12 protein-coding genes are annotated in these 12,653 nt (G+C 62.8%); 11 read left to right on the forward strand and 1 reads right to left on the reverse strand.

What is annotated here, in order from left to right:
- A complete protein-coding gene (locus tag FKV68_RS24710) occupies nucleotides 1-765 on the reverse strand; it encodes an HpcH/HpaI aldolase family protein (protein ID WP_245181400.1) in 765 nt (254 codons plus the stop codon).
- Between the two features lie 169 nt (nucleotides 766-934).
- On the opposite strand from FKV68_RS24710, the gene FKV68_RS24715 reads away from it, so the two are divergent.
- The 11 genes from FKV68_RS24715 to FKV68_RS24765 all read left to right on the forward strand — a co-directional run bounded on the left by FKV68_RS24715 (nucleotide 935) and on the right by FKV68_RS24765 (nucleotide 12,529).
- The gene (locus tag FKV68_RS24715; RefSeq protein ID WP_180943164.1) at nucleotides 935-2,209 is read left to right on the forward strand and encodes an ABC transporter substrate-binding protein; all 1,275 of its coding nucleotides are present in this window, start codon (nucleotides 935-937) and stop codon (nucleotides 2,207-2,209) included.
- Entirely contained in the window at nucleotides 2,209-3,126 is a 918-nt protein-coding gene (locus tag FKV68_RS24720) for a carbohydrate ABC transporter permease (protein WP_180943165.1), read from the forward strand. Before FKV68_RS24715 ends, FKV68_RS24720 begins: the two co-directional genes overlap by 1 nt.
- Nucleotides 3,123-3,989 carry a carbohydrate ABC transporter permease gene (locus FKV68_RS24725; protein ID WP_180943166.1) on the forward strand — a complete coding sequence of 289 codons (867 nt, stop codon included), beginning with the start codon at nucleotides 3,123-3,125 and terminating at the stop codon, nucleotides 3,987-3,989. Before FKV68_RS24720 ends, FKV68_RS24725 begins: the two co-directional genes overlap by 4 nt.
- Complete coding sequence (locus FKV68_RS24730) at nucleotides 3,982-4,833, forward strand: SDR family NAD(P)-dependent oxidoreductase (RefSeq protein ID WP_246452748.1); 852 nt, start codon at nucleotides 3,982-3,984, stop codon at nucleotides 4,831-4,833. Before FKV68_RS24725 ends, FKV68_RS24730 begins: the two co-directional genes overlap by 8 nt.
- Entirely contained in the window at nucleotides 4,830-5,924 is a 1,095-nt protein-coding gene (locus FKV68_RS24735; protein ID WP_180943167.1) for an ABC transporter ATP-binding protein, read from the forward strand. Before FKV68_RS24730 ends, FKV68_RS24735 begins: the two co-directional genes overlap by 4 nt.
- Before the next feature lie 135 nt (nucleotides 5,925-6,059).
- On the forward strand, nucleotides 6,060-7,226 hold the full coding sequence (gene dgoD / locus FKV68_RS24740) for a galactonate dehydratase (protein ID WP_180943168.1): 1,167 nt from the start codon (nucleotides 6,060-6,062) through the stop codon (nucleotides 7,224-7,226).
- Entirely contained in the window at nucleotides 7,213-8,115 is a 903-nt protein-coding gene (locus FKV68_RS24745; protein WP_180943169.1) for an aldose 1-epimerase, read from the forward strand. The genes dgoD and FKV68_RS24745 overlap by 14 nt, the downstream gene beginning before the upstream one ends.
- A 246-nt stretch (nucleotides 8,116-8,361) precedes the next feature.
- A complete protein-coding gene (locus FKV68_RS24750; protein WP_180943170.1) occupies nucleotides 8,362-9,372 on the forward strand; it encodes an ABC transporter substrate-binding protein in 1,011 nt (336 codons plus the stop codon).
- Nucleotides 9,373-9,384: 12 nt separating this feature from the next.
- Nucleotides 9,385-10,158, forward strand: a complete 774-nt coding sequence (locus tag FKV68_RS24755; RefSeq protein ID WP_180943171.1) for an ABC transporter ATP-binding protein — start codon at nucleotides 9,385-9,387, stop codon at nucleotides 10,156-10,158.
- A 1-nt stretch (nucleotide 10,159) separates the two neighbouring features.
- Entirely contained in the window at nucleotides 10,160-11,017 is an 858-nt protein-coding gene (locus FKV68_RS24760) for an ABC transporter permease (RefSeq protein WP_209647239.1), read from the forward strand.
- A gap of 45 nt (nucleotides 11,018-11,062) precedes the next feature.
- Complete coding sequence (locus tag FKV68_RS24765; RefSeq protein ID WP_180943173.1) at nucleotides 11,063-12,529, forward strand: NAD-dependent succinate-semialdehyde dehydrogenase; 1,467 nt, start codon at nucleotides 11,063-11,065, stop codon at nucleotides 12,527-12,529.
- Nucleotides 12,530-12,653 lie beyond the last annotated feature (124 nt).

The raw sequence follows: 12,653 nt of genomic DNA on the forward strand, positions 1-12,653 counted from the left end.
TCAGCCACCGCTCCTCAGGTTCTTGAGCTCGCTTCGGGCGTTCGACATCATCAGACCGAGATCCGATCCGGAAGCGACCCAACTGAAGCCGTATCCGAGATAGTCGCGCGCTTGCGCCGAGCCACCGGCCAGGATGCCGCTCGGCATGCCGAGCTTCGAGCAGCGCGCGGCAGCATAGGCAAGCACCGTCTGCACTTCAGGGTGACCAGGCTGGCCGATGAAACCCATGTCCGCGGAGAGATCTCCCGGGCCGATGAAGATGCAATCGACCCCCGGGATGGCGGCGATCTCCTCAAGATTCGCGACCGCCTTCTTCGTCTCCAACTGGAGAATGACGCAGATCTCGTTCGCTGCGTTGCGATGATAGTCGGCGATGGCGCCGTAGCGCGTGGCGCGGCTCATCCCCGCGAAGCCGCGAACGCCCTCCGGAGGGTAGCGCGTGGCGGCAACCGCGCGGCGCGCCTCGTCGGCGTTCTGTATATAGGGGAACATCAGCGTCTGGGCGCCGAAATCGAGGAGCTGCTTCACCGTTACAGTGTCGTTCCACTGAAGCCGCACGACCGGGCTCGCTGGCGACCCGGCCGCTGCCTGAAGCAGGCCGAAGACGCGCGGCGCGTCGTTGGGGGCGTGTTCCATGTCAAGGACGACGAAGTCGTAGCCCGCAAAGCCCAGCGCCTCGGCCGCCATGGCGCTTCCGCTCATGGACCACACGCCGATCATCGGCGGTGTGCGCTTGAGATTCCTTTTGAATGCATTGAGCGGCATCTCCACGTTCTACACTCCTCTCCGCTTGAATCGAGATCGCGCGCGCCCGGCGCGTCAGATTTCTCTCTAGCGGAGTTCATCACGCATTGCCAGAAATTATATCTTATGTCTTATATAAGAACGCGAGTTCACGGGAGGTGAGAGTTCGCGGATGAAAGGGAGGGTTTTGATGATACGATTCGACAGACGTGGGCTGCGGCTCGCCACCATATCCATTGCAGCACTGGTCGCCGGCATGGCAGGCGCCGCCTCGGCCCAGGACAAGATCACGCTGACCTTCGCCAACTGGGCCGCGGCAGAGGGTACCACACGGCCGGGCATCGAGAAGGTGATAGCAGATTTCGAGGCTGCCAATCCCGAGATCGATGTCGTGAGCGAGGCGATCTCGTTTTCCGAGATCGCGCGCCAGCTGGTGCTGAGGGCGCGTTCGGGCAATCCGCCGGACGTCGCGCAGATCGCCGGCAACGATACGACGCTGCTTGCGTTTACCGGTGCTTTGGAGCCGCTCGACGGCTATGTGAAAGAAAACCTCGCAGCCAACCTCAAGCAAGGCGCAGATGCCGGTCTTCGCGATGACGGCGGACTTTTCGCATTTCCGTGGAACCAGTCGCCAGCCGGCTTCTGGTACAACAAGGAGATCATGCAGAAGGCGGGCCTCGATCCGAACAAGCCGCCCCGCACGATCGACGAGCTGACCGCCGCACTCGCGGCCATCAAATCGAGCCAGCCGGACGTCATCCCGCTGGCGATCGACACGACCAATCGCGCCTTCGCGCTCAGCTCGAACTGGCCGTGGATGAAGAGCTTTGGAGCAGTGCCGGTCGGTGAGGGCGCAACCGGGGCCGAGTCCGCCGAGATGAAGGCGTATCTCAGCTGGATGCGCAAGATCGCACAAGCCGGCTACATCGATCCGGGCCGGCGAATCGGCGAGTTCAGGCCGCTCGCGGCTCAGGGCCACGTTGCCTTCATCTGGGACCAGGTACTCCTCAAGGGTGTCATGCAGGGTGCCAGCAAAATGTCGGACGATGATTTCTACAAGACCTGGGGCGTGACGACACTTCCGGCGGGTGCCGGCAAGCCGACGACCTTCGAAGGCGGGCACCAGCTCGTCATGTTCGCCTCCGGCAAACAAAAGGAAGCGGCCTGGAAGTTCATCGAGTATCTTGCGACCTCGCCCGACGCGATTGCCAACTATACGATGAGCGTCAATTCCTCGCTGCCCTCGATCAAGGCAACGGGTAAGGCGGACCTTGACGCCGCGCTCGGCACGCCTGTGTTCAAGGCTTTCTCGGACGAGATCATCCCGACACTCGCGCCGCAGCCTTACGGCCCGGATTTCGCGGCCGCCGCCACCGCGATCATGGCCGGCGTCCAGGAGGCTGTCACAGGATCACAGCCGATCGACGACATCGCCGCGTCGATCCAGCTGGGGCTGCCGCAATAATGGCGGCTGAAACAACAACGACCGAAGTTCGTGTCAGGTCTCGTGCGCGCCACGAGCCCTGGCTCGACCGGATGGTGCTGCCGACGCTGGTCGTCATGGCCGTCGTCGTCGGCTATCCGATCGTCTATACCATCGCGCTGTCGGTGCAGAACTACAACCTGCTCGACTTCAGGCCGGCCGCTTACGTCGGCGCGGCCAACTATACCAAGCTGGCCGGCGATCCCATCTTTTGGGGTTCGCTCACCAACACGGCGGTCTACACATTCGGCAGCGTCGGCGTTTCTGCGCTGTTGGGGCTTGCACTTGCCCTGTTGATGGAAAACCTGGGCGGCGCGCGGTTCCGCGCGATACGTGCCCTGCTGCTGACACCCTGGGCCGTGCCATTCGTCGTGGTGGCATTCCTGTTCCGCTACATGTACCTGCAAAACGGCGGCGTCATCAACGCGGTGCTGTTATCGACCGGTATCATCGATGCGCCGATACCATGGCTCAATTCGTCAACGCTCGCCCTGCCGGCCGTCATGGTGGCTAATATCTGGGCCATGGCGCCGTTTTTCTTCCTGCTGCTCAGCGCCGCGCTGTCTGCGATTCCCAACGAGGTCATCGAATCGGCGCGTGTCGACCGCGCGGGTACCTGGGGCATGATCTGGCACATCAAGCTGCCGTTTCTGCGCAACCCGCTGTTGATCAGCAGTCTTCTGATGGTGATCTCCAACTTCAACGATTTTGCCAAGATCTGGGCGATGACTCAGGGCGGACCCGGATATTCGACCAGTACGCTCGTCGTCTACGTCTACCGCCTTGCCTTCGAACGCTTCGAGTTCGGCTACGCCTCGGCGGTCGGCGTGATCTGGCTGATCATGCTGATGGTGCTTGCCTGGATCTATATGCGCGTGCTGCGAATGGAAAGCCGATGAAACCCAACGTTCAATCTTCCAGGGCCGGATGGCTGTCACCCGGTAATATCGCCCGCTGGGTCGCGATCGGTTTCGCGCTCCTGTGGAGTCTCGCACCGATCTACTGGATGCTCTCGACCTCCTTCAAGACGGAGCTGGAGGCGGCGCGCCTCGACCCGACCCTGTGGCCGGAAGCGCCGACGATCGCCAACTACAGCGGCCTCATGGGCACGTCGCTTCCCTTCGTGTCGTTCTTCGTCAACACCGTCATGAGCTGCCTGCTGACGGCGATCGTCTGCGTCGTCATCGCGACGCCGGCCGCCTACGCCCTCTCGCGGGCGCGCTTCAGGCTGGCGGGGACGGTGGGCTACGCCATACTCTCCTTCCGAATGCTGCCGATGGTGGTCGTGCTTGCGCCGCTCTATCTGCTGCTCCTCAATGCCAAGCTGCTCGACAGCGGCACGGGCCTCGTCGTCGGTTTCACGACCTTCGGCCTGCCTTTCGCGGTCTGGATGCTGAAGAGCTTCGTCGATGCCGTGCCGATCGAGGTCGAAGAGGCCGCCCGCGTCGACGGCTATCCACGCTGGCAGATCCTGCTGAAGGTGGTCGTGCCGCTGATCATGCCGGGTATCCTGACGACCGGGACCTTCGTGTTCATGGAAGCATGGAACAACCTCATCTATCCGCTGACCTTCATCACCACGATTGAGAAGCAGACGCTGCCGGCAGCCCTCGTGCTCACGTTCACGGGCCAGTTCAAGACGGACTGGGGCGGCATGATGGCTGCCGCGACGATCACCACCTTGCCGCTGATGATCGCCTTCTTCGCCGTGCAGCGATCGATGGTGCGCGGCCTTACATCGGGAGCGGTCGCCGGTGCCTGATATCAATCGAAACAAGCTCAACCACGAGCGGCTCAGCGGCCTGGTCGCGCTCGTCACGGGAGCGGCGGGCGGCATCGGTCTCGCCGTCTGCCGGCGCCTTGCAGCCGAGGGTGCCCGCGTTCTGATGACGGATCTCGACGGAGCGCGGCTGGCCGCGGCCGCCGATGACCTTCGAGCGAATGGGGCCGAGGTCGATACCTTGGTCGCCGACCTCGCGAAGAAAGGCGAACGGGACCGGCTGGTTCCCGTAGCACTCGAGCGCTGGGGGCGGTTCGACATCCTCGTCAACAATGCCGCCTTTCATGGCGAGCGGCGGACTTTCCTGGACGCCTCCGAAGAGGAGTTCGAGCAGATTTTCGCTGTAAACGTCACCGCGACAGCCGCACTCTGCCGAGCGGCGGCCAGAGCGATGCAGGCGCAAGGCGCGGGCGCGATCGTCAATATCGGCTCGATCCAGGCCGGCCTGCCGGTGGCGACCTATGCGGCCTATGTGGCGAGCAAGGGCGCCATCGCGGCACTGACCCGCGCACTGGCAGTCGAGCTTGCCCCGGCCGGCATTCGGGTCAACGCGGTCCTGCCAGGGGTGATCGCGACCGAAGCTTTCAAGCAGGCACTCGCCGATGGAGCGGATGCCAAACGGCAGATGCCGATGACGGCGGCACTGCTCGAGCGTCAGGGCGAAGCTGCGGAAGTGGCTGCGGCCGTCACCTTCCTCGCTTCCTCTGACGCATCCTTCATCACCGGCGCCGCGCTACCCGTTGACGGCGGCCGCAGCATCAGCCGCAAGGCTGACCCATTTGAACAGTCCTTCGGTGACAGAACTGAATCAGGAATTCCGGAATGACCAAAATCGTGCTGCGCAATGTCGAGAAGCACTACGGCGCCGTGTCCGTTCTTCGCGACTGCAATCTGGAAATCAACGAAGGCGAATTCATCGTCCTCGTCGGTCCTTCGGGATCGGGCAAGACTACGCTGCTGCGCATCATAGCGGGGCTGGAGCATATCACCGCGGGGGACCTCTATTTCGGTGAGCGCCGCGTCAATGATGTCGACGTCGGCGACCGTGACATAGCGATGGTGTTCCAGAACTATGGCCTCTACCCGCACATGTCGGTCTACGACAACATGGCGTTCGGCCTGAAGCGTCGGAAAATGCCGACCGACGAGATCGACCGGCGCGTGCGCAAGTCGGCCGAGATGCTCAATATCGCACCCTACCTCGAGCGCCGGCCGCGGCAGCTTTCGGGCGGGCAGCGTCAGCGCGTCGCGCTCGGGCGCGCCATCGTCCGCGATCCAAAGGTCTTCCTGCTCGACGAGCCGCTCTCCAATCTCGACGCCCATCTGCGCGTCCAGATGCGTACGGAAATCATGAAGGTGCATCGAGCGGTATCGGCGACGGCAGTTTATGTCACGCACGACCAGGTCGAGGCCCTGACGATGGGTGATCGCATCGTCGTGATGGCGGAGGGGCGCATCCACCAGGTCGGGACCCCCGACGAGCTCTATGACAGCCCGGACAACAAGTTCGTCGCTTCTTTCATTGGGACGCCTGCGATGGGCTTCTTTGATTGCCCTGCGGCGCAGATGAACGGTAAGGGCAAGGCGGCCCTTGCACCGCGCGTTCGCCTGACCGATGCACAGCACGGGCTCCTGTCGCGGAACGGAAACGCGAAGGTGACGGTCGGCATCCGCCCCGAAAGGCTCTCTCTCACGCAAGAGGCAGACGAGACGGCAGATATCCTGCTTCCCGGCCGGGTCGACGCCGTCGAGATGCTCGGCTCGGAGCAGTATGTGCACTTCTTCGTGGAGGGCGGTGAGCTGACCGCGCGCGTGCCACGCGAGCAGCAGGTCAGAGCCGGCGATGCCGTTACATTCCGTGCTGACGCAAAGCACCTATACCTCTTCGATCCGGAAAGCGGCGTGGCGCTGCGGTAGCGCGCGCCTCGCGCTTCTTCCGCGATCGGTACGGTCGCCAAACGACGCCCGCGCCCGGCCTGCGAAAAACCCGGGCGCGTCTGGTGATGCAGTTGCGGACCTTGCCGGTCCTCTCATGAAATCAGGAGCATAGTTATGTCTCGCATAGCCAGCATTGAAACATTCCGCGTTCCCCCGCGGTGGATCTTCGTCCGGGTGACGACGGATGACGGTCTCACCGGTTGGGGCGAAGCCATCATTCCGAAGCGCGCCCGCGCCGTGGTTGCGGCGATCGAGGACATGGCCGCCAATCTCAAGGGCGTCGATGTTTCGCGGATCGAGGACATAGCGCAGCGCCTCCGCCGCGGGGCCTTTTTCCGCCACGGGCCGATCTTGGCAACGGCGGCGGCCGGCATCGAACAGGCATTGTGGGACATCAAGGGCCAGCGGGCCGGCATGCCCGTCTACGAGTTCCTCGGCGGCGCCGTGCGCGATCACGTCCGTGCCTATGCCTGGATCGGCGGCGACAGTCCGAATGATATCGTCGAGCATGCGCGCAAGCGGATGGAAGAGGGCTTCACCGCAGTCAAGATGAACGCCACACCGGCGTTGGGGCATATCGGCCAGCGGAACCTCATCGACGCCGCCGCCGCGCGCATGGGCGCGTTGCGCGATGCCTTCGGCAACAAGCTCGATATCGCGCTCGATCTCCATGGGCGCGTGCACCGCGCCGCCCTGAAGCCGCTGCTGGCGGAGCTCGAGCAGTTCCACCCGATGTGGATCGAGGAGGCGACGACCCCGGAGAACGAGGAAACGCTGAAGATGCTGGCGAGCGCCGCGCGCTCCATTCCGGTCGCGACCGGCGAGCGGCTCAGTTCGCGCTGGGAGTTCAAGCGGGTGCTCGATACCGGTGCGATCGACATCATCCAGCCGGACGTGTCGATCACCGGACTGTTCGAGCTCGAGAAGATTGCCCGCATGGCCGAGGTCTACGACGTGGCGGTCGCTCCGCACTGCCCGAACGGGCCGATATCGCTTGCGGCGTCGCTGCAAGTGGGCTTCTGCTGCCCGAACATCGTCATCCAGGAACAGAGCCTCGGGCTGCACTATCACGCCGGGTTTGCCGGACTGCCCAAAGCCGACCTGCTCGATTATCTGAAGGACACCAAGCCGCTGACCACGGCTGACGGCGTCTTTGCCATCAACGATGCCGCCGGCCTCGGCATCGTGCTGGACGAGGAAGGAATTGTTGCGAAGCAGCAGGACTGGCGCCTGCCCGATGCCGACTGGACCCATCCCGACGGCACCTATGCGGAATGGTGACGCACTTGTAAGGCTCTCGGCGGGGGACCTGGTTCTTACTCTCTCGCCGCATATCGGCGGTTCGGTCGCGGGCTTCGCGAAATCCGGGGCCGACCTGATGCGTCGGACCCCGCCTGAGGCACTGGAGAAGGGCGTTGTGCGTCAAACGAGCGCCTTCCCGCTCGTGCCTTACTCCAATCGCATCGCGCATGGGCGCTTTTCTTTTGGGGGCGAGCACCACCTCGCCCGCAATGCCGGCGAGGAGCACGCCCTGCACGGCAATGGCTGGCAGCTTCCATGGTCCGTCGCCGACGCCTCGACTTCGTCGTGCAGGCTTGTCCTCGAGCACAGTCCCTTCGGCTGCGGGCCGGGAGGTTCGGACGGCTGGCCATTTGCCTTTCGCGCTACGCAGAGCTTTACGCTCGAACCGCGAAGCCTGCGCGTGGCGCTTTCGCTCGAAAACGTGGATACGCGGCCGATGCCAGCCGGGCTCGGCTGGCATCCGTTTTTCCCTCTGCGGCCCGATACGGTCCTTGCCTTCAGCGCATCCGGCATGTGGATGACCGGACCGGACCATCTGCCGACGGAGCACGTTGCAGTGACTTCCGACCGTGCCTTCGATGGAGGACGTCGGGTCGAATGCGCGACGCTGAACAATTGCTTCACCGGCTGGAGGCGGCGCGCCAGGATAGAACTTGGCGGCGGATTGCCCACTTTGCGCTTTGCGGCGGACGAGCTGTTTTCAATGGCGATCGTCTATACGCCTGCGGGGCAGTCCTTTTTCGCTTTCGAACCGGTCAGCCATATGCCGGATGCCGTCAAGCGCATGGACTCTACGGTGGATCACGGCCTCCGCATTCTGGCGCCTGGAGAGACGATCGCAGGGCATATCCTGCTGGCCGTGGGCTGACCCCGTGTTCGCCACTGCTTCGTCGCCCGCGCGGTGAAGTCTTCCTTCCATGACAACTTCTCTCCCCTTCCGACCGGCCTCTTGCGATTTCGGCGGCAGCGAGGTCGTGCAGGATGCCGTTTTACCGTTAATCCCTGTTGACTCCTCTAACTTATAACTTATAGAAGACTATCGATGCTAAATTCTATCGCCAGGCTGCGAGGGAGGGACTCTGTCGGCCGGCGGTCACTGGGAGGGAGAGAAAACATGCATCGACGTGATTTTCTGGCGGGCGCCGCAGCCTTGTGCGGCGCAGGTCTGGTTCGCCCGGCGCGAGCCGAAACGGGTTCCGTTTCCGTTGCGCGTGGTTTTGCCATCCCGCACCTGCCGGTGATGGTGATGGAACACCAGTCGCTGTTCCGGAAGCATCTTGATGCGGCTGGGCTCGCAAGCGTGGCCACAGAATGGGTGACGCTTGGCTCCGGCTCGGTGATGAACGATGCCCTGATTTCCGGCAATCTGTCTTTCGCCACCGGCGGACCGCCGCCCATGCTTACCCTGTGGTCGCGCACGAAAGGAACGCCGATGGAGGTGCGCGGCGTCTGCAATCAGGCGATCATGCCGATGTATCTCAACACCAAGAATCCCGGCGTCCGCTCGATCGAGGATTTCACCGAGAAGGACCGCATCGCGGTCTCGGCGATCAAGGTCTCCATCCAGGCGATCATCGTCCAGATGGCTGCCGCGCAGAAGTTCGGCATGGACGCTTATGACCGCCTCGACGAGCTGACGGTCGGAATGAACGCGGTAGACGCGACGACAGCCCTGCGGTCGGATCAGAGCCCCGTCACCGCCAATGTCAGCCTGCCGCCCTTCCAGTATCAGGAGCTGAAGCTGCCGAACATCCACAAGGTGCTGAGCTCTTACGACGTGGTCGGCGAGCCGCATACCTTTTCAATGGTCTGGACCACCCGGCAATTCCAACAGCAGAACCCGGGTATCTACAAGGCCTTCCTCGCGGCGATCACCGAGGCGACCGATCTGATCCGCAGCGATAAACCCAAGGCGGCGCAAATCTATCTCGACGTCACGGGCGCGAAGGATTCGCTTGAAGAGACCCTGGCGCTCCTCAACAACCCCGAAATCGAGTTCACCACGGTGCCGAAGGGAACGTTCCGGCTGGCGGAGTTCATGCATTCGATCGGAACGCTCGAAGCCGATGCGGAATCCTGGAAAGACTACTTCTTCGAGGATATCCATTCGCTTCCGGGAAGCTGAGGGGGTGTTGGGATGACTGCACCTCTCCTCGACGTCAAGGGCGTCACGCTCCAGTACAGGACTCAGGAACACGTCGTCACCGCGACCTATCGGGTCGATTTCGACGTGTCCCGGTCCGACCGCTTCATCCTGCTTGGTCCGTCGGGATGCGGCAAGTCGACCCTTCTCAAGGCCGTGGGCGGCTACCTCAAGCCGACCGAAGGCAAGATCAGCCTGAACGGACGGCAGATCGTGGCACCGGGGCCAGACCGGATGATGGTCTTTCAGGAGTTCGATCAGCTGCTCCCGTGGAAGACGGTCAAAGAAAATGTCGTCTTCGCGTTGGAGGCCTCGCGCAAGCTGCGCGGCGCGGCGGCGCGGGAGAAAGCCGCCGATGCCATCGCCAAGGTCGGACTCGCACGGTTCGCCGACAGCTATCCGCATACGCTCTCGGGCGGCATGAAGCAGCGGGTGGCAATCGCCCGCGGGATGGCGATGGAACCCGATATTCTGCTGATGGACGAGCCTTTCGCCGCGCTCGACGCGCTTACCCGGCGCAAGATGCAAGATGAACTGTTGGCCCTGTGGGAGGGGACGAAGTTCACGGTCCTCTTCGTAACGCACTCGATTGCCGAGGCGATCAAGGTCGGCAACAGGATCCTGCTGCTTTCACCTCACCCCGGCCGCGTGAAAGCCCGTATCGACGATATTCCCTACGGCATGGCGCCATCCGCCGCTGCCGCGCTCGAAAAAGAGATCCATAACATGCTCTTCGCCGAAGAGATCGAGGAGGTCGAGCATGTCTGACATGACCCCAGCTCCTAGTATCGCCGTCGCCCGAATGGAGGGAGACGCGCACGGTGTCGTCGAGAAGCCGCTCACAGCCTTTGACAAGATCTACAATCTGAATTGGCTGCGAAAGCTGGTCATGCTGATCGTGCTTGCAGTCATCTGGGAAGTCTATGCGCGGTGGCTGAACAACGCCCTGCTGTTCCCGACATTTGCCGAGACCGTTGAGGCTCTTGTCGAAGGCGCCGCCAGCGGCATCCTGGTCATTCGCGCCTGGGCCTCGATCCAGATGCTGCTCGCGGGCTATGTCATCGGCATCATGCTTGCCGGCGTCCTGACTTTTCTTGCGATCGGTACGCGGATCGGCTCCGACTTTCTCGAGACGATGACGTCGATCTTCAATCCGTTGCCGGCAATTGCCCTGCTGCCGCTCGCGATGACCTGGTTTGGACTGGGATCGGGCAGTCTCATCTTCGTCCTCGTCCATTCGGTTCTCTGGACCGTGGCGCTCAACACGCATTCCGGCTTTCGCGCGGTATCGAGCACGCTCCGCATGGTGGGGCAGAACTGCAGTCTCTCCGGGCCGCGGCTTGTCTGCAAGATCCTGATTCCGGCCGCGCTGCCGAGCATCCTCACCGGGCTCAAGATCGGGTGGGCCTTTGCCTGGCGGACGCTGATCGCGGCCGAACTCGTGTTCGGCGTCAGCTCCGGCCGAGGAGGGCTCGGCTGGTTCATCTACGAGCGCAAGAACCTGCTCGACATCCCCGATGTCTTCGCGGGGCTGCTGACTGTGATCATCATCGGTCTCGCCATTGAAAACCTGGTCTTCCGCAAGATCGAGGAGAAGACGGTGCGCCGGTGGGGCATGCAGCAATAGCGAGGCCCACGGGCCGTTAATCAACATACATTTGAGGAGACCGCGATGCTTCAAAAGAGCAGCCATTTCATGCGCGAGGCCAACCTGATCGATGGCAAGTGGGTTCAGGCCGATGCCGGCGCGACTATCGACGTAATCAATCCTGCGACAGGGCAGAAGATCGGCGTTGTGCCGAAGTCCGGGAGGGTGGAGACCAGGCGCGCGATAGAGGCGGCGGATAAGGCTTTTCAGACCTTCAGCAAGACGACGGCACTCGAGCGCTCGAAGCTGCTGCGCAAGCTGCATGACGCGCTCATGGAAAATCAGGAAGCGCTGGCCTATCTGCTGACCCTCGAGCAGGGGAAATCACTCGCCGAGGCCCGGGGCGAGATCGGCGCTTCGGCCGCCTACGTTCTCTGGTTTGCCGAAGAGGCGCGGCGCACCTACGGCGACACCGTGCCGAGCCCCTGGGCCGACCGCCGTATCCTCGTGACGAAGGAACCGGTGGGCGTGATTGCGGCGATCACGCCGTGGAATTTCCCATCGTCCATGCTGGCGCGCAAGATCGGCCCGGCAATCGCCGCCGGCTGCACCGCCGTGGTCAAGCCCGCCTCTCAGACGCCCTATTCGGGTCTTGCCTGGGGCGTTCTCTGCGAGGAAGTCGGCATCCCGCCCGGCGTCGTCAATATAGTGACGGGCTCGGCGTCGGAGATCGGCGACGAGCTCTGCGAGAACCCCGCGGTCAAGAAGATCACCTTCACCGGCTCGACCGAGGTCGGCAAGCTCCTCCTCACAAAGGCGGCGTCGACCGTGAAGAAGGTTTCGATGGAGCTTGGCGGCAACGCGCCGTTCCTCGTCTTCGACGATGCCGACCTGGACCGTGCCGTCGAGGGCGCGATGGTCGCGAAATATCGCAACTCCGGGCAGACCTGCGTATGCACCAACCGCTTCTTCGTGCAGAGCGGCGTCTACGACCGCTTCGTCGAGAAGCTCGCTGAGGCCTGCGACAAGCTGAAGGTCGGATCGGGGATCGAGGAAGGCGTGCAGCAAGGCCCGCTGATCGACGGGAACGCGGTGGAAAAGGTCGAGGAATTGATCGCGGATGCCACCTCGAAGGGCGGAAAGGTCATCACCGGCGGCACGCGGCACGAGCTCGGCGGCACATTTTTCCGGCCGACTGTGATCTCGGAAGCGACGACGGACATGCGCTTCATGAAGGAGGAGATCTTCGGCCCCGTCGCCCCTGTCTTCCGCTTCGAAAAGGAGGAAGAGGCCGTCGCGCTCGCCAACGACACCGAATATGGGCTCGCCTGCTATTTCTACACCAGCGACCTCGCTCGGGCGTTCCGGGTTTCAGAGGGCCTGAAATACGGCATGGTGGGCGTCAACGAGGGGCTCATCACCACACCGGAAGCTCCCTTCGGCGGCGTCAAGGAGTCCGGCCTCGGTCGCGAAGGCGGGCACCAGGGCATCGAAGATTATCTCGACACAAAATATGTTTGCATCGGCGGTCTTACAGCGCCGCGCGTCTGACAGGGCGCGCAAAGGACGCTGTAGCACTTTGAATTGCTGCATGTTTTTGTCCTTAAATCGGCTACGATTTAAGGAAACATGCAGTAGCTGATGCTTTGAACGAACGGTGGCGGGGCAGAAGGTC

It is taken from the genome of Sinorhizobium mexicanum, assembly GCF_013488225.1.
Lineage (GTDB): Bacteria > Pseudomonadota > Alphaproteobacteria > Rhizobiales > Rhizobiaceae > Sinorhizobium > Sinorhizobium mexicanum.

Bases quoted from the DNA above. Each gene is read 5' to 3' on its own strand.
- FKV68_RS24755 (WP_180943171.1), top strand. From the start codon at position 9,385: ATGACTGCACCTCTCCTCGACGTCAAGGGCGTCACGCTCCAGTACAGG.
- FKV68_RS24715 (WP_180943164.1), top strand. From the start codon at position 935: ATGATACGATTCGACAGACGTGGGCTGCGGCTCGCCACCATATCCATT.
- FKV68_RS24725 (WP_180943166.1), top strand. From the start codon at position 3,123: ATGAAACCCAACGTTCAATCTTCCAGGGCCGGATGGCTGTCACCCGGT.
- FKV68_RS24750 (WP_180943170.1), top strand. From the start codon at position 8,362: ATGCATCGACGTGATTTTCTGGCGGGCGCCGCAGCCTTGTGCGGCGCA.
- FKV68_RS24735 (WP_180943167.1), top strand. From the start codon at position 4,830: ATGACCAAAATCGTGCTGCGCAATGTCGAGAAGCACTACGGCGCCGTG.
- FKV68_RS24765 (WP_180943173.1), top strand. From the start codon at position 11,063: ATGCTTCAAAAGAGCAGCCATTTCATGCGCGAGGCCAACCTGATCGAT.
- dgoD (WP_180943168.1), top strand. From the start codon at position 6,060: ATGTCTCGCATAGCCAGCATTGAAACATTCCGCGTTCCCCCGCGGTGG.
- FKV68_RS24710 (WP_245181400.1), bottom strand. From the start codon at position 765: ATGCCGCTCAATGCATTCAAAAGGAATCTCAAGCGCACACCGCCGATG.
- FKV68_RS24720 (WP_180943165.1), top strand. From the start codon at position 2,209: ATGGCGGCTGAAACAACAACGACCGAAGTTCGTGTCAGGTCTCGTGCG.
- FKV68_RS24745 (WP_180943169.1), top strand. From the start codon at position 7,213: ATGCGGAATGGTGACGCACTTGTAAGGCTCTCGGCGGGGGACCTGGTT.
- FKV68_RS24760 (WP_209647239.1), top strand. From the start codon at position 10,160: ATGACCCCAGCTCCTAGTATCGCCGTCGCCCGAATGGAGGGAGACGCG.